This is a genomic window from Paenibacillus baekrokdamisoli (assembly GCF_003945345.1).
Taxonomy (GTDB): domain Bacteria; phylum Bacillota; class Bacilli; order Paenibacillales; family Paenibacillaceae; genus Paenibacillus_Z; species Paenibacillus_Z baekrokdamisoli.
The window spans coordinates 6,577,219-6,600,211 of sequence record NZ_AP019308.1 but is presented as its reverse complement, the minus strand read 5'-3'; the positions used below and the strand labels follow the sequence as shown (position 1 = coordinate 6,600,211).

Here is a 22,993-nt window from a genome sequence, read left to right as displayed (position 1 = left end):
AAACTTTCAGCCCGCCTTCATCGATTATTAAGTTTCGATCCTTATTGTATGTTTGTAAGGATGATACTCATGAAGGAGGTAAATAACAATGAAGAAAACAAGAAAGCTGCATTTATGGATTGGTCTGATCTCCTCTCTGTTTATACTCATTCAATCCGTCACAGGGCTAGTGATCTCTGAGCCATGGCTAGTGGGTGGTTCGTCTCGAGGTGACATGCCTCAAATGCAAATAAGCGGCAGTATGAATGGGGGGACTGGGGGGACAGCTGTAAGTACTGGGACAAGCACCAATACGAATACACAGGCTGCCTCCAACAGTGACTCTAGTTCTGCAGTGGACCAAGGCCAGCAGCAAAAACAAGGCGGACAAGGCTTCCCTCCGGGCGGAGCTGGAGGCGGAGGAGACAGTCAGGGTGGAATCGTTGGCTTCGCCAAGAAGCTCCATGAAGGCATGATCTATGGCAATAGCTACAAAATCTTTGTTGATCTAACCGCCATAAGCTTGATTTTCATGACATTGACAGGTATTTTCTTATCCATACGGGTCCTTAAAGGGCAAAGCAAGCAGCGCCGCAGAGCGAAAGATACTCCCATTAACGTCACGACATAAAAGCCTTTGATTCAAGCAGGGAAGCCCGACCATACTAGCTATGTGATCGGGCTTTCCCTGCTGTGGGAATGGAGCTTGATTAACGGCTGCCCCATGACAGTTATTTCTTTCGAACAGGAAAACAAATATCCGTAATCGATTCCTCGGAGTCGGGACCCTGATTTCGTTCATCATAGATTTCTATATTATAAAGACCCGAAAGCTCGTATCCGCTTTGTTTTAACCACGTAGAGTATAAGTAGTCATGCACAGCACCAGCATTTTCAGCTGGACCTTTGAATGTAAATAAGGCATACGTATTTACTGGAATCTCTCTGTATACCATACCATCTGGAATGTTCTCGTTAGCGGAAACTTCAATTCCAATGAAGAACTCAAAGGGGTCTGTTTCGGGATTATAATTCTCAGGATCCGTTGAAACCCCAAAAACTTCTTTTTCATTTATACCATTTATTACTTCTGCTCTTCTTTCCAAAAAATTGGATGCTAGCTTAATTGTCGTCTTGTTCTGCTGCACATCATAAAGTGTAACGTTGGTGGCTAAGCCGATTAATTTCATTGATGGCTTGTCTACAATAACTGCCTGCATATTCTACCTCCAATTTGTATCTTTTTGATAATATTCGGCAGATAAGTCAAGCCTCCTTCAGAATCTTCTCGATCTGCTCCTGAATATCAGCGGACAGCTCTATTCCAGATGCTTTTACATTCTCCTCGACCTGCTCCGGACGACTAGCACCAACGAGTGCGCTTGCCACATTCGGCTGACGAAGAATCCAGGCGAGTGCTAATTGTCCCGTCGTAATCTGAAGCTCAGCAGCAATCGCAGACAGCTCAACCACTTGGTTAATCTTCTCTTCTGTAATCCCGTTGCGTACCCACTCCAGCTTGGAAGCACGGCTTCCTTCTGGCAATTCCGTCACGGAGTTATATTTGCCCGTCAACAGCCCTTGAGCAAGAGGCGAGAACACAACTTGCCCAACGCCATTCTTCTCACCAAACGGAATAACTTCCTTCTCGATATAGCGGTTGAACATATTATATACCGGCTGATTGACGACGATACGATCAAGCAAGTAACGATCAGCAACCGCTAAGCCCTCCGCCATTTGCGCTGCTGTCCATTCGCTTACGCCCACATAAAGCACCTTGCCCTGACGGATCAGATCATCAATTGCACGAAGCGTTTCATAGAGCGGCGTCTCCGGATCATGCCGATGACAATAGAAAATATCTACATAATCCGTGCCTAAGCGCTTCAAGCTTGCATGACACTGTTCAATAACATGTTTCCGTGAAAGGCCACGGTCATTGGGACCATCACCCATGGGCCAAAAGGCTTTCGTAGCTAAGACATAAGATTCACGCGGAAAAGCTCTAATCGTTTCCCCAAGCAGAATTTCTGCAGCGCCTTGCTCATATACGTTAGCCGAATCAAAGAAATTAATACCAAGTCCATATGCAGTCTGAATCGCCTTAACGGCATTCTCGCGTTCTACATAGCCTCCATAAGTTAACCAGCTGCCTAAACTAATCTCACTTACTTTCAAGCCGCTGCCACCAAGTCTACGATAATTCATAGGTAACCTCCTACAAGTTTTTTACGAAACATCCCCATTTACTTCCTGCGAGTAAAAACGACTTCGGAAGCATAGGCTCTAGGTTGTTATCTCTCATTATTCAATCTCAATGTCATTGTACGCATATTCATATACTTATTAAAGTAGTGAAAAACATATCACTTTATTATAATATCTATATATACTATACTTAAAGTTACTAGGTTAGAAGAAGGAGTACGTTTATATGTCTACAAGTAATTACGTCCCTAAGGAACCCGTTATTATTGACTGTAATATTGAGAAGACATTGAATGTAATCGGCGGAAAATGGGCCTTTCTTGTCCTTCGCGAGCTGTTCTGCGGAACAAGGCGATTCGGCGAGCTGCAGCGGCTTATTCCAGCCGTTAGCCCACGAGCGCTCACCAGTACACTTCGTCATCTGGAGGAGCAGGGTGTTCTGGAGCGGCATGTATTCCCAACAGTACCCGTTACTGTCGAATACACCTTAACGCCTAAGGGTGAAGATCTCCATGAGATGTTCAAGGAAATGAAGCTGTGGGCAGCTAAATGGACCTAAGAATTTTATACTTACTGATATTATTTAAAAAACCATCACACCCATGCCAGAAGAAATGGCTAAGGAAGATGGTTTTTGTCGTTTACGGTCTATAAGCCGATGATTTGTTTAATCTGAACGGTGCGATGGGAGGATAGATCAATGAATTGTTCGTCCACCTTGATCAGCGGCGCCTCTTCCTCATGCGGGTTAATAAAGACGATTTCGCCGATCCGATCATCCGTTAGGACGACTTTCTGTCCGACCATCTTTGTCATGATGTTCTCAAGAAAAACAGAAACAATATGTGGGTCAAGCTTTCCGAAGTAACCTTCTTTCATCTGACGAACAACCTGATAGAATGGCAGCGCATCGTGATACGGCCGTTTAGAGGACATCGCATGGAAGATATCTGCAATCGCCACTATTTTGCTGAACAGATCGATCTTGTCTGACATAAGTCCGAGCGGATATCCTCCGCCATCCTCGCGTTCATGATGCTGAAGCGCAACAAGAGCCGTACGATAGCTAATGCCTTCTGTATTCTTCAATATCTCGTACCCATAGATGGCATGCTTTTTGACCAAATCAAACTCTTCTTCGGTCAATTTACCCGGTTTATTCAGCACTTCACTCGGTATCTTCAGCTTGCCCACATCATGCAGTGTGCCTGCGAATGTAAGCGCTGTTAAATCTTCGTCACTTAACTCCAGCCATTTGCCAATAAGTGTGGAAATAACACCTACGCCAATATTATGCTGATACGTGTAATCATCCTGTGCCTTCACGGCTTCAAACAATTCGAATATATTCGGGTGATTCGCCACCTGCTGTACAGCCGGGATAACTTGCTCCTGCAATTCATTGACGGGAACCGTACCTGATTCATGAATGGTATCATACAACAGTTTGGCTTGTGTAACCACCTGATTCACGAGTCCACGCGGCGTGGTGCTCTTCTGTTCTTTCTCCTCGACAACAACATCAAGAATAACAGAGATACTATCAATTTTGTGATTCTCAAGCACGATCAAATGTTCTTCCAGCAGCACCGTTCGCGCAGGTAAGACGGTAACGCCGAATGCATTTACTACATCATTTCGCAGCCTTTTCCCCAAATATTGTCTCATAATGCCTCCGCCGAATCATAATTGTCTATTGTGAACGAATGGAAAATTTATTCTTTTCACTACTTTACCATGAAGGATAGACAATTGTCCCAGAAAATCATTTGCAAATCGTTCAAAATATCTAATTTTCATCGTTTTTTAACCATTTATTCGGATAATACCCATTCATAAGTCATCAAGGCTTGTGTCCATCGCTCGACAATATGCTCTCTTCTTGGCTTGAGCATCAGCGGCTTGCGCGTCCGAGCAGCAGCATTTGTCGGAGACTGCATGCTTCCTTGCTCCCCTCCACCTTTGCGCAGTGTGGATTTGGAGCGGTGAAGCACCATTTTGACCGCTGGAACGGTACATTGTAATTCGTCGGCAATATCTTGATAGGAGTAATGAAAGACCTCTGCAAGGAGCAGCATCTCACCCTCTCGTTCGGACAAATGCTCGGTAACCCATTCTAGCAATCCACGAATGGATACATAGCTCGGATCATAATAAGGCTGCTGGAGTGCTTCATCAATGGGTACAAGGGTAGCTCGACGCCTACGGTGAGCATCAATATGCAGATTTTTAGCAATTTTATAGAGCAAGGAGCGAGGATGAAGAAGCTCACCATTTTTTCGATAGTGATTGAAGGCTCTTAGGAGCGTGTCCTGAAGCAAATCCTCGGATTCCCATTTGGATGCCGTCAAATAGTAACAATATGCCCGCACATGATTCAGATGCGGTGTAATGACATCTTCGAATTCGGCCCACGGCTTCATGCTTCGTTCCTCCTCGCTTCATAACGATCGACTTTATGCTTAATTAAAGTCTAACCGTTCATTATGAAAATCATGTGAAAATGGTTTTCCCACACGAGCTGCGAATGACTTTGAATATCTGTATGACCATGGCTTCCACCCAGTCTGGTGTATGGCGCATCGCCTCCTCCAGCGTACACGGGCCAGGAACGATGGAGAAGGCGCTCACTTCACCAAGCTCATCCAGCTCATGTGTAGATAATTGGTTGGTGCCGCAGAGCACGATAACCGGAATCCTTGAGCGACTCGCCGCTGCACAAACACCTGCGACGACCTTCCCTGACAACGTTTGTTCATCCAGTCTGCCTTCGCCAGTAATGACATAATCAGCATCCTGCAGCGCTTTCTCAAAATGGCTTGCTTCCATAACGACTTCAATGCCTGAGAAAATCTCCGCATTCAAGAAACCCATCATGCCAGCTCCCATACCACCCGCTGCTCCACCACCTGCCAGATATAAGACATCAATGCCCCGCGTCTCTTCAATGCATTCAGCCAATCGGCGCAGACCCTCATCGAGCAAGACGACCATCTCTGGTGTCGCCCCTTTCTGAGGACCAAAGACAGCGGACGCCCCTGAGGGGCCGCAAAGTTCATTCGTCACATCACAAGCAATGGTAAAATGACACTCGGCTAGTCTCTCATCCAGCTGTGTGAGATCGATTCGATACAAATCACGAAGGGCACCTCCTCCATCCGGAAGCTGCTGACCCTCTGCATTCATCAATTGAAGTCCCAGTGCTCGGAGCATGCCAGTTGCGCCATCATTGGTCGCACTGCCGCCTAGGCCGATGATAAAGCTTCTAAAGCCTTGATCAAGAGCATGAAGAATGAGCTGGCCCGTACCGCGCGTAGTCGTTATTAAAGGCTGCCGTTCATCATCCTTTAATAAGGGAAGTCCTGAGGCTGCCGCCATCTCAATGACTGCCGTTCGTCCATCTCCCAGAACGCCATAGGTGGCTTGCCGGACACGACCTAGCGGGTCGCATGCAGCAGCACTCACCAATGACCCGCCAGTAGCATCAACTAGATGATTCACCATCCCCTCCCCACCATCTGCAAGAGGCTTGCAGATAAGGTCTGCCTTCGGAAATACAGATCTGACTCCATTGGCAATTGCGGCACATAACTCAGACGCCGTTAAAGATCCCTTAAAGGAATCTGGCGCAATCACGACTTTCATAGCACTTCCCCCTGATATCTCAATAGAATCATAACAAAAGCCCCTGCCAACGTTCTTATTCAGAACATTACAGGGGCTTTGGATTTAAATCAATTCCGTATGCATATCGTGATACCAGGTTCAAACCGCGACTCCGTCAACAACCAACGTCATCTCCGATGATTATAGGTCTTCGGCATATAAGTCGGTTGGACTTAACTCAAATACCCATTTGCCATCCTTTTTAGTCAAATACATTTCTGTAATGGTACGATACGTGAAGCTGTCTTGATCATCCTTTTGATTAATAGTCATTTGTGTAAGTAAAACCGCTGAATTGTCGTTCAGCTCCACAATCGCACTTTTCTCCAGAGTCATTGTCAGAGTAATCGCGTCGAATGCACTTTTCATATCCACAATATCATCTTCCAAACCATCCGCGCTTGGATTCAGCGTTGCCCGGTAGGCATCGATATTACTTGAATTAATGGCTTTGATTTGATCATTCAAAAGAGCATTAATCGCTGTTTTATCAGCGTCCGGCGCTTGGACTTCCTGCTTCCATAAGCTATCTACATCCGTTACCGTAAATGACTGCTGGTCGATGGAGAGAATACGCCATTCCCCTGTCTTTTCTTTACGCAGGGTATACACATATTCGCTTTCATTATTCGGATAAAATCCGGAACCGCTAATCTTTTTAATTTGTTCTGTTGTAACAACGACAGCTTCGCTATTCGAATAAGTATCGATTGTTTTATCGATGTAAGTCGTTTTAATTTGCGAAATTGCGAACTGTGCTTCCATATTAGCTTTGATCTCATCGCGATCATGATATTGAGAATAGAACAAGGACGCGTATCCTGCAGCATCGTTTGCAGCCTCGGCCGCAGCTAATTTATCAAGAACATCAAAGATGGCAGCTGTCTGAGCTTTGGTTGGCCTCTTATCTGTAATGAATACCGTCTGCTTCGCTGCATTCCATTCTACGTTTTTGTCCGATAAGGTCGCGATAAACCGCACACCTACTAGGGTACGGCCATTGATAATTATCATTTCTCCATTTACCGGTACGGGGCTGCCATTTACTAATGCAGTAGAACCTGTTGTCCCCATCTCGATTGTACGCTCGGATGAAGTCGCTTTAATTTTCTTCGTTGCTGCCACGTAGTCGATCTTGTACCCTAATGCTGTGAATAAGGTGCGAAATTCGACAAAAGTTTTACCGCTTAGCACGACAGGAGGAGCTGGGAATACGACCTCCTTACCATTCAAATCTACGTGAATCTGCTTGGCAGCACTTGCTGCCGATACTGAGCCCACTGACATAATTAGTAGAAGAATTGCGGTCATTGCCATAATCAACACACGTTTCATGATGTCCCTCATTTCGTTTCTTTTGTTGTGAGCTTCTCTAGTATTTTATCCCAACTCTAATAATCTTACAAATATATTCCTAGCATTCCTTCTCTCAACCTGAGGTGGGAAAGATTGAAACATCAAAAAAAGACATCGCCTAACCACTTGGAAGTGATTAGACGAAGCCATTCTTCAGTTTGATTCTCTCACACGAGCAGATCTCCGGAATAAACGTATACAAACCGCTATCCAGCATGCACTTATCCAATAACCGCCAATGACATCAGAAGGATAATGAACGCCTAGATAAATGCGGCTAAGTCCAATACTGAGAATCATGCAGCCACTGAAAACCAGCAAGGCGATTCTCCAGCGCTGTGAAGGCAAATGCCGCCAGAGCAAGAAAGTCATCAGCCCATAGAACGTGAAGGCTGCCATGGAATGACCGCTCGGGAAGCTAAATCCCTCCTGTTCGATGATCCGATGAATATCAGGCCTAGCACGATGATACAACCGCTTCAACAGCTCATTTAGCAGCGTAGACCCCAACATCCCGCCGATGAGAAGGATAAGCTCTTTGCGATGTTTGAGAACAATAAACAAGACGACAGCCACTACGATAATAAGTGGAATGGTCACGGACGAAGAACCTACCGCAGAGAGCAGCTTCGCTGCCTTAGTCAGCGTCGGACTTTCCCAGCCTTGAACGACATCAATAATCGATGCATCAAACTGCTTTAATTGATTCCGACTTACAAGGATAGACAATCCTTCAAACCCTGCGATTGCAACCAGTAGAACAAGTAACCACATCAGCCAGTCACCTCCATGCCCATCGAATGCTTAGTCATGGCTGGTCACCAAAGGCAAGTCAATCCAGATCGCGGACTTATCATCAGAGGTCTTCATTCTTGGGAATTGCCTGCAGTCCGGGTCAGACATCTCTAAGGCGGCCAACCACTCGATGTAAGAGGACAGACCCTTTTCCTGCACAAGCGCGGCGACTTCCGACGCACCATCCTTGTCCGATACGCCTGCGGGCTTGGGAATATACAATCCATCCGAGAATAGCAGCAAGGCTTGGACATTCGTCCGACTGATTCGGCCATACTCGGCATAGTCAGCGAACTTCGACTCCCCGTTCAACACCGCATAGCCGCCCGGAGCGTTAGCTAACGCCCTCCCTCGGATGATCTGGGGCTTCACATACTCCCACAGCTCGGCTTTTGAAGACAAGCCTGAGGCAATACCTTGCGACCATACTTCTTTGGTCCTATCGTCGACATGGGCAAGCTGATCATGCGTAATCACTCGAATGCGACCATCCGTATAGAAGACAGCAATCATACAATCGCCTGCCTGTGCAAACTCAATCCACTCTGGCTGTATTTGCACCACTGCAGCACAGGCGCTCCACAGCTCTTCCTTTTGCTCAGGTCGAATTCCAGCCTCAATCATTCGCGTACGGAGTAAAAGGTTAACCTCTGCCAACCTATCGACTAAACCTTCTGCTCCTCCTGTTCGGTCCTGCTCCTTAAGCTCATTCAAACAAGTCGCAATAAGATGGGCAGCGAGATAACCGCCCGTCTCTCCATTTGCATTCTTGTAGGGAACGAGGGAGGTGGCACCATCGATCACCCCATAAAGCTGAATGGCTTCATTCCTGATTAGAGCATCCTCGTTCAAGATGCCGTTTCCTTGTACCAATACAGTTGTTATTCTCATAGCTGCACTTCCCTTATGGATTTATGACAAGCGTTCCCCTTAAGTATTACCATTTCCTAGAGCTGAATGAACGTGAGCTTCTTCTAAACCTTCTCGGACCATCGCCACAAAATAATCCACATGTTTAGGCGCGCATGCAATTAGATAAGGCTCAGCATTCATGCCCTGAAACTTATTCCCTTCAAAATCAACAATAACACCGCCAGCTTCCTGCACCATAAGCAAGCCGGAATATAGATCCAAGCCCTCCGAATCATAAAGAATAATTCCGTTCAAATCCCCTCGTGCCAGCATGCACCATTGCAGTGTCGGCGCCCATAATCTCATCATTCTTTTCGTATGTACATCTATGTGCTGCCTCAGCTTCACGGCCCGCGCTTGATTTTGTACCCCATGTCCTTGAATCCAGCCCACAGTAGCTCGGTTAAACTCTCTAGCTCGGCTCATCGTAATCGGCTGAGAATTACAACTTGTACCCTGATTCACAGTGGATACATATAATCGATCTGTCATCGGTTCATAAATGACCGCCATTACTGTTTCAAGTTGGTATACAAGTGTAATTGAAATGGCAAATAGGGGAAGCCCCACCGCATAATTATTGGTACCATCAAGTGGATCTATCAGCCACATCCAATCATTCTTTACTTGGTTATCTCCAAATTCCTCCGACCTTATGTGATGCGTTGGAAAGACCGTTTGGATTTTCTTCATAATAATAGCTTCCGCCAGATGATCCACTTCAGTAACAATGTCACCATGCTCATCCTTCTCTTCATAATGACCCAGCGTATCGAATCGGCTGCGTGCCAGTCTTCCCGCTTCCAAAGCCGCTGCTATCGCTACTTCTCGTGCTGTGAAGATGATATTCAGATTGCTATTCATATGAAACCTCCTTTTCCCCTCAAAGACTGCTTGCTTGATACCAGAGTAATAAGGCAGGCCCGGTCGAGCCCACCTTATACATTTTATCGCAGAACCTTGCGAAGGAAAACATTCCCTTCCAAATTTGGTCCATAAACATCAGGAAGATTAGCTACTGGAATAAACCCATTTTTGCCATAGAAGGCGATAACATCATAGTCCTCTGCATAAGTCATCATTAACAAACAATAGACGCCTCTGCCCCTCGATACCTTCTCTACATGTTGGAGAAGGAGAGATCCAATTCCTCTTCTTCTACTGTCTTTGCTTACACCCATCTGCATCACTTCCGCTCTAGCACCTAACGCAGAAATCCCCTCAGGAGCCTCTTCATGCAGAACAGAAATAATTCCGTATAGTTGCTCATCGAGAGGATCCTGATAGACAAAAAACATCGTCCCTCTGCTGAACAATGATCCAATCTTTCGTCTCAGCCACTGCTCGTGATTCGGATTACTGCGATCCAGATTAACATGCTCGAGCTCTGCCAAAATATCTAAGAAAGGCTCAATCTCGGTTTCACTGATGGGTCTAATTAGGAATGGCCCTCGTTCAACGGTGAAATAGTCGTAATCTGCACCGTCCGATAGTTGAACCAGCTGTCTATGCTGAAAGCCCACCTTCTCAATCACCCTTCTCGAGGCAATATTGAAAGGCTTGACGATAGCTACGATCTGCTGCAGTGAGGATTGCTGGAAGATATAGCGCAGCATACCTCTTGCAGCCTCCGTTGTTAGCCCCTGATTACGATAATGCTCCGATATGGCATAAGCAATCTCTCGATCTGCCGGGTCCAGCTTGTCATTGGGAAATACCCCGCACCAGCCGATCAACTCCTCATTCCGCTTGTCTGTAATAGCCAGCATGATTCGAATATCATCAGGATCAAAACTTGCATAGGACGAGACGACAAATTCAAGAAAGTCCTTCGTTTGTTTTACTGTCATATTCCAATCAGGCAGGATGTCGGTAATTTGCTTTTGCCTCGTTAATTTGTATAGCTCTCCTGCATCCTCCAGCGTGAATTCTCGCAGGATCAAAGATTCCGTCTCAAAACCTAATTGTTGTCTCATTTATTGGACACTCCTTCAGATCTAAAAGTTATGGGGATGAATCGTTAATGAAATAAAAAAAACGGAGTGCCCCAAATAGGCACTCCGCAGCTATAGTGAAAGCCCGCAAAAGTACTTGTAAAGGGTCAAAACGGCACAGAAATCCCTTGTTTCTAGTTGGAATTTTTGTGCAATTTCATCTAACCTCTACAAGTATGCTGGCATCGTATATGAATTCCCCTTCCAAAAAAACTTCCTTTACTATACTACTGTTAATATTACCCTGTAAACCCTTAAGCTGCATGCCCTTAATCGACAAGACATGCATTAAATTGTATACTCTTAGAAGAAAATAAATAATGGTGGTGAAGGTTATTATATACGCAGTTGCGTTTGTTGTATCATTTCTTATCGTCTATCTGTTAATACCCCCGTTTGGGAAATTGGCCTTTCGATTGGATTTTGTGGACAAGCCCCAAAAGGACACGGAACGTAAGCTGCATCGAGAACCGATCCCACTCACGGCAAGCTATGTAATCTTCATCGGGTTCTTCATCACCTATTTGCTTATGACAAGAGACTTTGACATACAAACCGTTGCGATCTTTGTAGGCGGGGTATTGTTACTCGTCATTGGTACGGTTGATGACTGGTATAAGACAAAAGGCAAAGACTTTCCAGCACTCCCGAAATTTATCGTACAGATCTCAGCTGCAATAGTGGTCTATGCAGCTGGCATTGCTTTTACAGGGTTCTATAACCCTTTCTCAGGTGAATATGTCGTTCTTCCAGCTATCCTTCAATTCGTTCTAACGATCCTGTGGATTTTTGGAGTCACCACGGTTATTAACTTCTCTGATGGCATGGATGGACTTGCCGGTGGACTCTCTGCCATATCCGCGATTACGTTGTTTGTTGTCGCATTAGCTATGGGTCAATCAACTTCTGCTATGATGGCCATTATTGTTGTTGGGGTTACAGTGGCTTACCTGAGGTATAACAAACCGCCTGCGCGGATATTCATGGGGGATGCTGGAGCTACCTTTATCGGTTTCATTCTGGCTGTTATCGCCCTCGACGGTGCATTCAAGCAAGCAACAGTGCTGTCTCTATTCATACCGATCCTAGCGCTTGGCGTGCCGATCTTCGATAATCTGTTCGTCGTGGTTAAGCGATTCTTGCAGGGCAAATCCATCTATCAGGCAGATGCCAGTCAAGCGCACTACCGCTTACTGCGCGCAGGCCTCAATCATAAGCAAGTGGTCATGGTTCTTTATTTAATCAGCACCTGTCTGTGTTTATCGTCGATCATCCTTCTATTAGTTCAAACCTAAGAAGAAACATTGACACCGTCCTCTAATAATGAGACAAATTTCTTCTAAATATTGAACTGGATAGTTGACTACGCGACTTTCGCTGCGCGAGCAGATCATTCCTCCGATCGCTGTTGCAGCCCGATTCTTTGATTGTAATAACCCTATTAGGGTTAGAATCCAGCTGCAAAGGCGAACACTATCGTTTCTCCAGAACGATTCTGCTCTCTCCGCTGCTGCTATCTGTTTCTTTTAAGCAATAAGGCGCATCCCTATCAAAGGGACGCGCCTTATTGCTTTGTATATCAGTTAAAGTTTCACCATTCAACAAACATCAAATTCAACAGGCCAAATAAAAAGACCTGGGCTGCTTTTACCTTCCTTCACTTGGTCCAAATAATCGGTCACGCTCTTATTCTGCTCATCTAGCTGCTTGACCATCTTCTCAGGACCTGTGAACATTTCACTCGTAAAAGCAAGGTTGAATCGCTCCAACCCAGGAGATTGTGGTGGGATAGGTAAGGATAGAAATTCTTTGTTCGCCACTTTACCCTTGAGATATCCGCATAGGTCCGTCAATGCTTCGGCATTTCTGGCAAGTATGCTGATGATTCTCAGCGGATTATTCTTATCGTATCTCATATAGCCAGCCAACTGCTGATCAATTATAACAGCTGAAGCTTGTATGCCGCTGCCAGGACTAATCCAATCGGTTATAGAAGTACTCGGCCTGATCGCTAGCTCGGCATCCTTGTACCAATATTCCCACATCTCAATGAATGCTTCCATATCGGACAGTTCAATTCTTCTTTCTTCAACAAGCCGAAGCGGAGAAGGAATATCCTTAAGCTGAATGTTAATTTGAGCTTGACCCCACATGTTAGCATGATAGCCAAACCTGGGATAATAAGTCGGATGTCCAATAAGAAGGGACAGGTGGTACCCTTTTTGCTTTGCTCGTTTGTGCCCTTCTTCAATTAATTGCGAGCCCACGCCTTGGTTCTGAAACTCCGTATAAACGGCGATAGGACCAAGTATTAGCCCCTTTAAAATCATACCCTTTACATACATTTGCTGTGGTGTAAAAAGCATATGTCCAATGACTTTGCCATCCTGTTCCGCTACTAATGACAACTCCGGGTCGAATGTCTTACGATTTCTTAGAACGCTGACTAAAGAAACCTCACCCATTCCAAAACTATAAATAAACGTTACCGCATGTACAGCTGCTATATCCTGAAAATCGTTTCTATGCTCAGAACGAATAATAGTGTTATTCAAGTCGTTACCCCTTTTCATAGTTAAAGGGCACCAACGCAGTTTATAGGGTTAAATGATGCGCTGACCCTTCAATTCGATATACCCGACTGTTAAATAGCTACTTTTCATAGTCATCGCCTCCTAATATGTCCTGTCTACACTTTACAGGATTTAGGCAATTTATTAAAGTGAAAGTAAATGCCTGTTAAAGAAGGGAAAATAACTTACCAGCCTTTGAGTGTCCTATGGAAATAGTAGATCTTACCTTTATTTTACACCCGGATATGAAAATTAAAATGCCCAGAGCCCATACACCATCAGGTTGGATTACATTTGGGTTTTACGAGGATTTAAACGAAGCAACAATGATCGCATTAGAGGGCATGATTGATTTGTTAGAAGAGCTGCATAAATTAGAGCGTAAGGAAGCATTGACAATCGCAAGTTTAGTCGTGGATTTAAGAATCACTCAGATTGTAAATGGAGTTAAAGGCGTTCATGCAGTACTTCCTCATAATTGCATTAGTAAGATTTAAGTTAAAGAACAAATCGGTAAAGACCATCCCGATTCAATTAGTATGCCAGTTACTCTCACCTGTAAAAGATTGCTCACTATAAGGTTAGTTTCATTATCGGTTGGTTCAACAAAAGGCTGCCAATGGTTGTTGGCAGCCCTTCTGTAACATTTTTACCGTTGCATTTCACCATTGAGCGTTTCAATCGCAAACATAAAATTATCATCATGGCTTATCAAATAGGCCCTGTTTCTGGAAGCTTTTCTTGCGGTATAACCGATTCAGCCTGCAGTTTAGGGAGTGACACATTTCGCAGAATCTGTGTAAGATCAGCACCAGCTAATGCTTGCACAGCCTCTGGAAGTGTAGCCATTATATCCGTTATGTACCCGGTTATTTTACTTGCCCCTCCTCCGCCTTGCCCGTTCCCTGAGTCTACGATGACAATTTTCTCTGTTTTGCTTAATGGCTCTGCAACTGCACGAGCGATGTCAGGTAAGACGTTGTAGAGCATTTCGAGCATTGCAGCTTCTCCATATTTGGCCATAGCTTCAGCCAATTTCCCCTTCGCTTCCGCATGAGCAAGACCCTTGGCTCTAACAACCTCAGCTTCGGCTAGACCTTCCACTTTGATCGCTTCTGCATCGGCAGCTGCTTTCTGTTCGATTGTAAACCGGTCAGCGGTAGCCTTCTGCTCAGCTGCATAACGATCCGCATCGGCTTGCTTCATGACCGTTGCTTCGAGCTCCTTTTGTTTACGCTCGATCTCCTTGGTATCCAACTCAATTTGCTTTTCCTTCTCAATAACTTTGATATTCATCTGCTCAGAAGTAACAGCTTGCATCGATTTGGCCTCTTGAAGCTTATAGGCAACATCTGCCTCCGCTTTCTTCAGGTCCTGCTCCTTCTTAAACTCTGCTTTACGGATCTCCATGATTTTCTCGGCTTCAGCTATCTTCGTGTTTGCTTCGAATTCAGCAATCTTACCCTCTTGAATAGCTTGTGACTTTTTGATTAATTCTTCTCTTTGATTCTCAGCTTTGGCGACCTCGGCATCTTTCTTTACTCTAGCAATTTCCGCTTGCCCCAGAGACTCAAGGAACCCATTACGGTCACGTACGTCACTGATCGTAAAGCTGACGATCTGGAAACCCATCTTATTCAAATCCGTTGCTGCAATCTCCTGTACATTCTTAGCAAAGTCTTCCCGATTCTTGTAGACATCCTCTACAGTCATCGTACCCAGTATGGCACGAAGATGGCCTTCCAGCGTTTGTGTACAGATGTTTTGCAATTCCTCATCCGGTTTGCCTAGGAATTGCTCGGCTGCAGTCGTAATCGATTCAATATCACCTTTAATCTTAATTTGAGCGACCCCATCGACCATAACGGCTACACCCTTGGATGTGTATACCTCTGGGGTCTTAATGTGGAGCGTGTACAGCTGTAAGGATAGGAATGAGGCATTTTGTAAAATAGGCCAAACAAACGTACCGCCGGCTTTTACAACCTTCGGCCCATCACCAGTCATCGCACCAGTAATGATCATCGCTTCATCTGCTTTTACCGTTCGATAACGTGAAGCAAACACGATTCCCAGTAGGAACAATACCACGACTACGCCAATGGGAATGATCAATGTCCAGTTTAAGCTCATTATTAAAACCTCCGTATATTATAGTTTTTCTACCACGAATGTACCGCCCAGTTCTTCGACGACCCTTACATATTCACCTTGTAAAATCGTTTCCCCATGCCGCGACTTGGCTGGGGCACTTAATCTTGTTCCGCCCTGCTCATAGATGATCTCGCCTCTAGATGTACTAACGATTGATGTAATCACTTCTGCTCTTCCCCCGATCAGCTCTTTACTTGACTTCGCGGTCGAGTGGTTCGCAGCCTGTAAGGGAACGACAACCAGCAAGAACATACCCGTTGAAGCGGCTAACGCAGCTGCAATCGCGATTACAGCAATCAAGAATTGTGAGAGCTCCGTATTCTTCATAAGAAAATAACCTAACCCGCCAAAGACAGTAATAAAGGAAGCGATGGTTGTCGGAGAAAAGAACGGAAGATGCCCGCCGCTTGCATCAAAATGTAAATGAAAAATGTCTCCAACGAATAAAGTTACGATGGCAAATACGAGTCCTATTAGAAATAAAACAAGGTATAACGTTTCCATATCGAATTCACCTCCTTGAAGTGCCAATAGGAATGACCGAACATCCTCCACTACTAAGGTATGACCCTTATGAGATGGAATGACTTTCCGAATCGCTTTACATTTGTGAATAATTCCTAATAAGGCGTAATTCAATTATTACATAAATCACCCAGTAAATCCTGAATTATGTATAAATAAACTTGGTTGTGCTTCACGCTGTGCTGCGAAATGGACTGAAGTATCCCTTGTCCTCTAGGGTGGCTATCCCCCCGGGTTAACATAAGCAGAATGATGCCACCCCAGGACGAGTTCGTACATACAATAGCAATAGCAAGAGAAACAGGGTTATCGGAAGCGACATTACATCAATGGAAAAAGAAAACAATGTCTAAGGGGATAGTAGTTCCAGGTGGTGAGCCGCGGAAGAAGCAAGAAACCCAGTTCCAAAACAATCAAAAGTCCCGATGTGCGGATGCATCATCGGGACTTTTACTATAATTATGATTTTCATAAAAACGCTAACCCATCTGAACGAACATCGGAGTATCCGCCGGATCGTCGATCAATAGCTCCAGCTCTTCATCCAGCTTCAGGATGGACAGCGAGCAGCCACCCATTTCCAACGAGGTGACGTATTCGCCCACATATGAACGAGATATCGAGATGCCGAGCTCTCTAAGGCGGGCGTCCACCCTGCGGAATAGGATCAGAAGCTCCATTCTCGTCGTCGAACCTAGACCATTCACCAGTACCGCGACCCTACTGCCCGATTCAAGCCGCAGTTCCTGCCTGATGGCGTCCAGCAAAATGTCGGCCGTTTCGTCCGCAGAGACGATACTGCCCCGCTGGATTCCCGGCTCCCCGTGAATGCCCAAGCCGATTTCCATTTCTCCGTCGCCCAGCGTAAAGCTTGGCTTCCCGGTTTGCGGAATCCGGCAAGGAGACAAACCAACACCCATCGTTCTCAACCGATCGTTGGCCTTGCGGGTCACTCGCTCCACCTCATTCAAGGTATATCCGCGTTCAGCAGCAGCTCCCGCCGTTTTGAACACGAGGAATCCACCGGCAATGCCGCGGCGCTTGTCGATTTCGTGAGCGGGGGCAGAAGCGATATCGTCGGTCACCAATACTGTCTCGACACGGATGCCCTCCATGTCGGCCAACTCCACAGCCATGTCGAAGTTCATGCAATCTCCGGCATAATTCCCGTATATGTAGATCACGCCGGCGCCGCTGTCAATCGTCTTCGTCACTTCAAGGATCGGATTAGGTGGCGGGGAAGCGAAGATATTACCGACAGGAACGCCGTCCGCCATTCCTTTGCCGATAAAGCCCATGAACGCCGGCTCATGTCCCGAGCCGCCCCCGATGACGACGCCGACTTTCCCATGACCGTGCTTTCGCACGCTAACTACGGAACGCTTGTTGGCAGACAGAACAGAAACATATTGGGGATACGCCGCCGCATACCCTTCGATCATCTCGTCAACTACCGCATCCGGGTGATTGATTAATTTCTTCATGCCCGCCCCTCCCCAAGTATTTCTGCTCCTGCTCCATGATTTTGTCTATTTTGCGGGCGGAGTTACCGCCTTCGAAGCTGGAAGACAGCCATGCGTTCACAACTTTCTTGGCCGCCTCCATTCCGATGACCTTAGCACCCATCGTCAAAATTTGCGCGTTGTTGCTTTTCTGCGCCCGCTCCGCCGAGTACGTATCATGGCATAACGCAGCGCGAATGCCGGGCACTTTGCCCGCGGCAATCGCCACGCCGATGCCGGTACCGCAGATGAGAATGCCCCGTTCCAGTTCCCCCGAGCGAATCCGGTCAGCAACGGCAAAAGCGACGTCGGGATAATCGGCGTCCGCATAACCGTTGCAGCCAAAGTCCTCCACTTCAACGTCGGAGTCAGACAGCAAATTCTTGATCGCTTCCTTCATCTCATAGCCGTGATGATCGCTGCCGATCCCTAGCTTCATTCTGAACCACCGTCTTTCGAATCGATTGATTCTAGCATATCCGCGAAGACCGATAAGATGAGATAGGCGGAAACCGCCCCCGGGTCCTGATGGGATAGCGATCGGTTGCCAAGTCGGCTAGAGCGGCCTTTCCGGGAAACCATTTCCGCCGTGGCGATCATTCCCGCCCTGCCCGCGCTTACCGCATCGCGGAAGCTCGCGTGTACGTCCTTCCCATGCCTATAACCTTCCCGCAAGCTTTCGAGAGCCGGTGCCCACACGTCGACCATCGTTTTGTCTCCGACGGCCGCTTTGCCGCGTTCAATGATTCCCTCCACGAACGCTGTCCAGAACGACAGGAGATCCTCCTCTGATAATGCCATTTTCTCCTTGACCGCCGCTCCCGCCCGCATGAATGCGGTGGCATAGAGCGGACCTACGGAGGAGCCCACCGCATTCAGGAAGGTCATTCCCGCCGTCTTACATAGCAAGCCGCAATCTGTATTTTCCGGCATGTCGGCCAGCGCTTCCTTGATCGCCCGCCAGCCGAGGGACATCGTAATCCCGTGATCGCCGTCTCCCAGCTCGCGGTCCAGATCGGACAAATGCTCTTTTTCGCTATCCATCTTGTAGGCGATCGTATGCAAAATCATTTTTAGCTGCTGACTCGTGACTTCCACAGATTCTCCCCCTCATCCGAGTTATCTTGGGAAAGCTTCCCTAGCGCCCCCGTCTACCGAAATAATGCAACCCGTCGTCACCCGCGACTTGTCGCTCGCGAGGAATAACGCCGCTTCGGCGACATCTTCCACAGTGATCGATTCTTTAAGCAACGTACGGTCGCGGAGGAAATCCTCGTATCGGTCTGCATCGACGCCGTAGGCTTTCGCGCGGTTAGCCACCATTTCTGGCGACCATAGATCGGTAAACACGCCGTCCGGATTAATCATGTTGGAACGGATTTTATCCTTGCCGTGCTCGATGGCCAGCATGCGGCACAATTGCGCTTCGGACGCTTTGGCGCAGCTATATGCGCCGAAATCCTTACCCGGAGCGAGCGCGTTTTTCGTATTCACGAATACTAGGCTACCTCCATTCCCTTGCTCCAACAACGCTCTTACCACCGCTCGGGAAGATAGGAAGTGCCCCGTCGAATTGACGGCAAAGCTTTTCTCCCACGCCCCGATCGGCATGTCAATTAGCGAACCGACAATCGCGATTCCAGCATTCGACACCAGAATATCTACTCCCCCGAAGGCTAGTACGCACTCGGCAATGCCTTGGTTAACGGATTCCTCGTTCGTCACGTCGACTACCGCGGTTCTCACACGACTGCTGTATACGGCAAGCTTCTTCTCCGCTTCGGCCAATCCGGCAGGATTGATGTCGGTCAAGACAACGCAAGCCCCTTCCTGAAGCAGCCGCTCCGCAATCGCATAACCGATGCCGCGCGCCGCTCCTGTAACGACGGCCACCTTGCCGTTCAGGTCCTTCGGTTTCGGGCGAAGGCTAAGCTTGTATAGTTCCATTGGCCAATACTCCGCATTGAATACTTCCGCTTCCGGCATCGTTTTGAATTTCCCGATCGCTTCCGCGCCCTCCATGATTTGCACCGTATGCTTGTAAATTTCAACCGGCGCTTGCGAATCCAATACGTCCGTTCCTACGCCCCACAGTCCGATACCAGGCACAATGACAAGTCGAGGCACCGGATTGTGCGGAGTAAAGTTCGACCGGTGATACTTGTCGAAATAGTTTAAATAATTTTCCTCGTATTTCTTCACTCCTTGACGGAGTGCTTCCTTCAGTGACTCAACGTTCCGAGGGTCTTCTACCTCCACGACAAGCGGAGACGGCTTCGTGCTTAGTACGTGCTCCGGAGTCGCCGGACCGGTCTGCGACAGCTCCAGAAGGTTATCCGCATTAACGAAGCGAAGCGCCTCCTCGGAATCTTCGAACGTCAGAATCATCGGCAACACGGAGCTAACCGCTCCGCGCAAAGCCGGAGCTGCTTGGGCCGCGATCGCCCTGCGCTCTTCGCGAGTCAATTCCGGAACGCCATTCTTGTGCGGGAAGGCCACTTTCACTTCGAGCGCTTTGCGAATGCGCTGCTCGGCGCGGTCGACTAGCTCGATATGCCGTTCATAGGCTTCTTCACAGGAATCCGACCAGGTAACCAAACCATGATGGAGCAATACGAGCCCCGGAGCCTCCAAATTGCCCTGGACCGCCGCGCCGACCTGCTTGGCGACAAGAAAGCCGGGGCGATGGTACGGCACGATCAACGCGTCTTCGCTAAGCGCTTCTCTCACTAACTGCTCGGAATGAGCATTGTTGGCAATGCTCAAGATAGCGTCGGAATGCGAGTGCAGCACCCAACGGAACGGAATAAACCCATGCAGCAGCGTTTCAATAGAGGGCCTAGGAGAATCCGGAGACATAAGCGCATGGGAAATGTAGCGGACCATCTCGTCATCGGTCATATCCTCCCGCTGGAAGAGAGGCAGCACTTCGTTTAACTTGACGCCCGCGAAGCCTTGCTGCTTAATCGTTGACAACTGATGGCCGCTCGCCTTGACCCGCAGAACATTTACTTCTTTCTCCATGAAATCCTGCTCTAGTCTTTTGACGGAAGTGTTCCCTCCCCCGCCTTGCACGAGAGAAGTATCAGAACCTAGCAGGTTGGATACGTAAACTAGCTGTTCCATATCATTCATCGATTTCGCTACTTCATTTGACCATAGGCTTTTCATAGTTTACCCTCCAGATGTTTATCTATATATGATTTATTTGAAACCCGTAATTTCCGCCAATTGGGCAAAATCGTCCTTCAGTTTCGGATACAACCCGGCGAATAAGCCATACATCCGATCGTACAATTGACTATTATTGAGATCCGGCTTGTGCTGCTCAGAAACGGATATCCAATCGTTCACGATGTCGTAGCTGCCGAAAGCGCCTACTCCGACACCCGCGACGATCGCGTCACCGACCGGGGCTCCCAGCGAATTTTTCACATGCTGCGTTGGCACCCCGAGCACATCCGCCATGATTTGCCGCCATAGACGGCTGTTCGCTCCACCTTCGACCATCGTCACGAGTGGATTCACCTGCGTTCCCGACCGCTTCGCGATGTCCACGTTCTGTTTGATGCCATAAGCAACGCCTTCCATGAACGAACGGATGTAATGTCCGCGGGTGTGGTACAAGGAAGCTCCGAATATAACCCCGCGCGCCAATGGATCCCACATCGGGGTGCGTTCGCCCATGAAGTACGGCAGCACGAGCATTCCGTCCGAACCCGGAGGAACCTTCTCCGCTTCCAGGTTCATAATATCGTATGGGCTAATGTTCAGACGGTTTGCCGCGTCCACTTCGACCTGTCCGAACGTATCCCGGAAATAACGGATGAGCGCGCCCGCGCATACCAACGCTCCGACGGTTGAATATTTCGTTTTGGAATCGGCCGCGTGTACGATCGTGATCATATTCTTGGCGAACGTCGGTTTATCGTGAATAGCACCCCATACCCCCGCCGTACCAAGGGTAATGCTGTTGTCCCCGTTGTTCAGCACTCCCGTGGACACCCAAGCCGCATTGCAATCGACGGTGCCGGCCACGACCGGAGTCCCTTCCATAAGACCAGTTAACGCAGCGGCATCTCGGGTCACATGTCCGACCACTTCATCGCAAGGATACGCATCCGGCAGCTTATCGGCGCTCAGCCCAATTTCCTTCAGCATTTGTTCGTCCCAGCGCTTGTTGACGATATCAAACGCGATTCCGATCAAGCTTGCATTGCTGTAATCCGTCACGCATTTGCCGGTCAGCTTCATGAGCGGATAGTCTTTGGCGGTAAGCATTTTGTACGCCTTGTCATAAAGCTCGGGACGATTGTTCTTCTCCCACAGCAGCTTCACCGTGGCGTAATAGGAATCGATCGGATTGCCCGACCGCTCGAATACCGCATCCTCGCCCAAAATCCGAGCGATCTGCCCGCATTCCGCGGTTCCTCGGCGATCCATCCAGAAGTGGGACAGCTGCAGCGGATTAAGCTCGCGATCAACGAGGATGCATGCCGGAGACATGGCACTCAGCCCAACTCCGAGAACGTCCGAGGGCGAAATCTTCGATGCTTCCAACGACTTCTTGATCGTTTGAGCAACGGCATTCCAATACGTATCGGGATGGTGCTCAGCCCAGCCGGGGCGGGACGCTATCAGCGGATATTCGACATAATGCGTGCCCAATACCTTGCCGTCCAGGTCCATGACGACGGACTTGGTCCCGCCTGTTCCGATATCGCAGCCAACGAGGTAACCTTTAGCCATGCTTGCGCACTCCTTCTCATTCAAAGTTTCTGTGTCGTGCTTCCATTTCTTGTCGGGTTACAGACAAGCCGTTTTGCAGCATCATGACGAGTATATCGAAGAGCAACGCAATAGACTGCTCGAACAAATTTCCCATCGGCTGTATGGAAGGGACGAGATCACCTTTACCGCGATATACCGCGGCTGGCACCCAAAGCACCGCATCCGCGATGTGGGACGTCATCCTGTCTGGAGTACCGGTAATGACGACAAGCTCAGCACCCGCCTTTTTCGCTTGCTCAGCCACGTAATGGATATGGCCGATCTCACCCGATCCGGACGTGGCGATAAGCAGGTCGCCTTCGCGGATGGCTGGCGTCGTGTCGTCCCACACCCAATGAGTCTCTTTGCCCAAGTGCATCAATCGCATTGCCAATCCTCGTGTCGCGAGGCCTTCGCGCCCCACTCCGATCAGAAATATCCGAGGGCTTCTCCTGACGCGTTCAACGACTTGACCCCACTGATCGGAATCCACTCTATCGAATACTTCCGCCAACTCTGTTAAAATAATGCCTGATAGCCGTTTGAGATCCATCGC

At 47.8% G+C, this 22,993-nt stretch carries 23 protein-coding genes; 4 read left to right on the top strand and 19 right to left on the bottom strand.

The features are described from left to right. The first annotated feature begins 88 nt into the window (after positions 1-88). Positions 89-610 carry a PepSY-associated TM helix domain-containing protein gene (locus tag EKN16_RS29105; RefSeq protein ID WP_125664779.1) on the top strand — a complete coding sequence of 174 codons (522 nt, stop codon included), beginning with the start codon at positions 89-91 and terminating at the stop codon, positions 608-610. 100 nt (positions 611-710) lie between these two features. Here the strand turns inward: EKN16_RS29105 and EKN16_RS29100 are convergent, their stop codons facing one another. Both EKN16_RS29100 and EKN16_RS29095 read right to left on the bottom strand, forming a co-directional pair. Then, entirely contained in the window at positions 711-1,199 is a 489-nt protein-coding gene (locus EKN16_RS29100; RefSeq protein ID WP_125664777.1) for a GyrI-like domain-containing protein, read from the bottom strand. 46 nt (positions 1,200-1,245) lie between these two features. Next, complete coding sequence (locus EKN16_RS29095; RefSeq protein ID WP_125664775.1) at positions 1,246-2,190, bottom strand: aldo/keto reductase family protein; 945 nt, start codon at positions 2,188-2,190, stop codon at positions 1,246-1,248. A 226-nt stretch (positions 2,191-2,416) separates the two neighbouring features. On the opposite strand from EKN16_RS29095, the gene EKN16_RS29090 reads away from it, so the two are divergent. Next, positions 2,417-2,749: a winged helix-turn-helix transcriptional regulator gene (locus tag EKN16_RS29090; protein WP_125664773.1), complete on the top strand. Its 333-nt coding sequence runs from the start codon at positions 2,417-2,419 to the stop codon at positions 2,747-2,749. Between the two features lie 89 nt (positions 2,750-2,838). Here EKN16_RS29090 and EKN16_RS29085 read toward each other — a convergent pair whose 3' ends face one another. The 8 genes from EKN16_RS29085 to EKN16_RS29050 all read right to left on the bottom strand — a co-directional run bounded on the left by EKN16_RS29085 (position 2,839) and on the right by EKN16_RS29050 (position 10,895). Further along, entirely contained in the window at positions 2,839-3,858 is a 1,020-nt protein-coding gene (locus EKN16_RS29085) for an HD-GYP domain-containing protein (protein ID WP_125664771.1), read from the bottom strand. Between the two features lie 146 nt (positions 3,859-4,004). Next, on the bottom strand, positions 4,005-4,613 hold the full coding sequence (locus EKN16_RS29080; protein ID WP_125664769.1) for an RNA polymerase sigma factor: 609 nt from the start codon (positions 4,611-4,613) through the stop codon (positions 4,005-4,007). A gap of 70 nt (positions 4,614-4,683) precedes the next feature. Then, positions 4,684-5,835, bottom strand: a complete 1,152-nt coding sequence (locus EKN16_RS29075) for a glycerate kinase (RefSeq protein ID WP_125664767.1) — start codon at positions 5,833-5,835, stop codon at positions 4,684-4,686. Positions 5,836-5,997: 162 nt separating this feature from the next. After that, positions 5,998-7,191, bottom strand: a complete 1,194-nt coding sequence (locus EKN16_RS29070; protein ID WP_164523039.1) for a copper amine oxidase N-terminal domain-containing protein — start codon at positions 7,189-7,191, stop codon at positions 5,998-6,000. Positions 7,192-7,365: 174 nt separating this feature from the next. Further along, entirely contained in the window at positions 7,366-7,986 is a 621-nt protein-coding gene (locus EKN16_RS29065) for a phosphatase PAP2 family protein (protein ID WP_125664764.1), read from the bottom strand. A 30-nt stretch (positions 7,987-8,016) separates the two neighbouring features. After that, complete coding sequence (locus EKN16_RS29060) at positions 8,017-8,898, bottom strand: protein phosphatase 2C domain-containing protein (RefSeq protein ID WP_125664762.1); 882 nt, start codon at positions 8,896-8,898, stop codon at positions 8,017-8,019. Between the two features lie 39 nt (positions 8,899-8,937). Continuing rightward, complete coding sequence (locus tag EKN16_RS29055; protein ID WP_125664760.1) at positions 8,938-9,783, bottom strand: inositol monophosphatase family protein; 846 nt, start codon at positions 9,781-9,783, stop codon at positions 8,938-8,940. A gap of 83 nt (positions 9,784-9,866) precedes the next feature. Then, complete coding sequence (locus EKN16_RS29050) at positions 9,867-10,895, bottom strand: GNAT family N-acetyltransferase (protein WP_125664758.1); 1,029 nt, start codon at positions 10,893-10,895, stop codon at positions 9,867-9,869. 338 nt (positions 10,896-11,233) lie between these two features. On the opposite strand from EKN16_RS29050, the gene EKN16_RS29045 reads away from it, so the two are divergent. Next, on the top strand, positions 11,234-12,208 hold the full coding sequence (locus tag EKN16_RS29045) for an MraY family glycosyltransferase (RefSeq protein WP_125664756.1): 975 nt from the start codon (positions 11,234-11,236) through the stop codon (positions 12,206-12,208). A 303-nt stretch (positions 12,209-12,511) separates the two neighbouring features. Here the strand turns inward: EKN16_RS29045 and EKN16_RS29040 are convergent, their stop codons facing one another. Beyond that, entirely contained in the window at positions 12,512-13,468 is a 957-nt protein-coding gene (locus EKN16_RS29040) for a GNAT family N-acetyltransferase (protein WP_164523038.1), read from the bottom strand. Positions 13,469-13,692: 224 nt separating this feature from the next. Between EKN16_RS29040 and EKN16_RS29035 the strand changes: the two genes are divergently transcribed. Beyond that, positions 13,693-13,983 (top strand): acetamidase/formamidase family protein, encoded by a 291-nt coding sequence (locus tag EKN16_RS29035; RefSeq protein ID WP_125664754.1) that lies wholly within the window; start codon positions 13,693-13,695, stop codon positions 13,981-13,983. A 214-nt stretch (positions 13,984-14,197) separates the two neighbouring features. On the opposite strand, the gene EKN16_RS29030 is transcribed toward EKN16_RS29035, so the two are convergent. From EKN16_RS29030 to hxlB, 8 genes are all read right to left on the bottom strand, one after another. Continuing rightward, on the bottom strand, positions 14,198-15,619 hold the full coding sequence (locus tag EKN16_RS29030; protein WP_125664752.1) for a flotillin family protein: 1,422 nt from the start codon (positions 15,617-15,619) through the stop codon (positions 14,198-14,200). Between the two features lie 18 nt (positions 15,620-15,637). Continuing rightward, positions 15,638-16,144: an NfeD family membrane protein gene (locus tag EKN16_RS29025; protein ID WP_125664750.1), complete on the bottom strand. Its 507-nt coding sequence runs from the start codon at positions 16,142-16,144 to the stop codon at positions 15,638-15,640. 500 nt (positions 16,145-16,644) lie between these two features. Next, entirely contained in the window at positions 16,645-17,649 is a 1,005-nt protein-coding gene (locus tag EKN16_RS29020; protein ID WP_125664748.1) for a dihydroxyacetone kinase subunit DhaK, read from the bottom strand. After that, positions 17,612-18,106, bottom strand: coding sequence for a ribose 5-phosphate isomerase B (gene rpiB / locus EKN16_RS29015; protein ID WP_125664746.1), 495 nt, complete (start codon positions 18,104-18,106; stop codon positions 17,612-17,614). Before rpiB ends, EKN16_RS29020 begins: the two co-directional genes overlap by 38 nt. Continuing rightward, positions 18,103-18,765 carry a dihydroxyacetone kinase subunit DhaL gene (gene dhaL / locus EKN16_RS29010; protein WP_232016069.1) on the bottom strand — a complete coding sequence of 221 codons (663 nt, stop codon included), beginning with the start codon at positions 18,763-18,765 and terminating at the stop codon, positions 18,103-18,105. The genes rpiB and dhaL overlap by 4 nt, the downstream gene beginning before the upstream one ends. 21 nt (positions 18,766-18,786) lie before the next feature. Then, positions 18,787-20,838: a bifunctional rhamnulose-1-phosphate aldolase/short-chain dehydrogenase gene (gene rhaD, locus EKN16_RS29005; RefSeq protein ID WP_125664744.1), complete on the bottom strand. Its 2,052-nt coding sequence runs from the start codon at positions 20,836-20,838 to the stop codon at positions 18,787-18,789. Between the two features lie 33 nt (positions 20,839-20,871). After that, the gene (locus tag EKN16_RS29000; RefSeq protein ID WP_125664742.1) at positions 20,872-22,416 is read right to left on the bottom strand and encodes an FGGY-family carbohydrate kinase; all 1,545 of its coding nucleotides are present in this window, start codon (positions 22,414-22,416) and stop codon (positions 20,872-20,874) included. A 16-nt stretch (positions 22,417-22,432) separates the two neighbouring features. Continuing rightward, positions 22,433-22,990 (bottom strand): 6-phospho-3-hexuloisomerase, encoded by a 558-nt coding sequence (gene hxlB, locus EKN16_RS28995; RefSeq protein WP_125664740.1) that lies wholly within the window; start codon positions 22,988-22,990, stop codon positions 22,433-22,435. Positions 22,991-22,993 lie beyond the last annotated feature (3 nt).

Coding starts and splice junctions, on each gene's coding strand:
- EKN16_RS29105 (WP_125664779.1), top strand. CDS start 89: ATGAAGAAAACAAGAAAGCTGCATTTATGGATTGGTCTGATCTCCTCT.
- EKN16_RS29100 (WP_125664777.1), bottom strand. CDS start 1,199: ATGCAGGCAGTTATTGTAGACAAGCCATCAATGAAATTAATCGGCTTA.
- EKN16_RS29095 (WP_125664775.1), bottom strand. CDS start 2,190: ATGAATTATCGTAGACTTGGTGGCAGCGGCTTGAAAGTAAGTGAGATT.
- EKN16_RS29090 (WP_125664773.1), top strand. CDS start 2,417: ATGTCTACAAGTAATTACGTCCCTAAGGAACCCGTTATTATTGACTGT.
- EKN16_RS29085 (WP_125664771.1), bottom strand. CDS start 3,858: ATGAGACAATATTTGGGGAAAAGGCTGCGAAATGATGTAGTAAATGCA.
- EKN16_RS29080 (WP_125664769.1), bottom strand. CDS start 4,613: ATGAAGCCGTGGGCCGAATTCGAAGATGTCATTACACCGCATCTGAAT.
- EKN16_RS29075 (WP_125664767.1), bottom strand. CDS start 5,835: ATGAAAGTCGTGATTGCGCCAGATTCCTTTAAGGGATCTTTAACGGCG.
- EKN16_RS29070 (WP_164523039.1), bottom strand. CDS start 7,191: ATGAAACGTGTGTTGATTATGGCAATGACCGCAATTCTTCTACTAATT.
- EKN16_RS29065 (WP_125664764.1), bottom strand. CDS start 7,986: ATGTGGTTACTTGTTCTACTGGTTGCAATCGCAGGGTTTGAAGGATTG.
- EKN16_RS29060 (WP_125664762.1), bottom strand. CDS start 8,898: ATGAGAATAACAACTGTATTGGTACAAGGAAACGGCATCTTGAACGAG.
- EKN16_RS29055 (WP_125664760.1), bottom strand. CDS start 9,783: ATGAATAGCAATCTGAATATCATCTTCACAGCACGAGAAGTAGCGATA.
- EKN16_RS29050 (WP_125664758.1), bottom strand. CDS start 10,895: ATGAGACAACAATTAGGTTTTGAGACGGAATCTTTGATCCTGCGAGAA.
- EKN16_RS29045 (WP_125664756.1), top strand. CDS start 11,234: ATGGTGGTGAAGGTTATTATATACGCAGTTGCGTTTGTTGTATCATTT.
- EKN16_RS29035 (WP_125664754.1), top strand. CDS start 13,693: ATGGAAATAGTAGATCTTACCTTTATTTTACACCCGGATATGAAAATT.
- EKN16_RS29030 (WP_125664752.1), bottom strand. CDS start 15,619: ATGAGCTTAAACTGGACATTGATCATTCCCATTGGCGTAGTCGTGGTA.
- EKN16_RS29025 (WP_125664750.1), bottom strand. CDS start 16,144: ATGGAAACGTTATACCTTGTTTTATTTCTAATAGGACTCGTATTTGCC.
- EKN16_RS29020 (WP_125664748.1), bottom strand. CDS start 17,649: ATGAAGAAATTAATCAATCACCCGGATGCGGTAGTTGACGAGATGATC.
- rpiB (WP_125664746.1), bottom strand. CDS start 18,106: ATGAAGCTAGGGATCGGCAGCGATCATCACGGCTATGAGATGAAGGAA.
- rhaD (WP_125664744.1), bottom strand. CDS start 20,838: ATGAAAAGCCTATGGTCAAATGAAGTAGCGAAATCGATGAATGATATG.
- EKN16_RS29000 (WP_125664742.1), bottom strand. CDS start 22,416: ATGGCTAAAGGTTACCTCGTTGGCTGCGATATCGGAACAGGCGGGACC.
- hxlB (WP_125664740.1), bottom strand. CDS start 22,990: ATGGATCTCAAACGGCTATCAGGCATTATTTTAACAGAGTTGGCGGAA.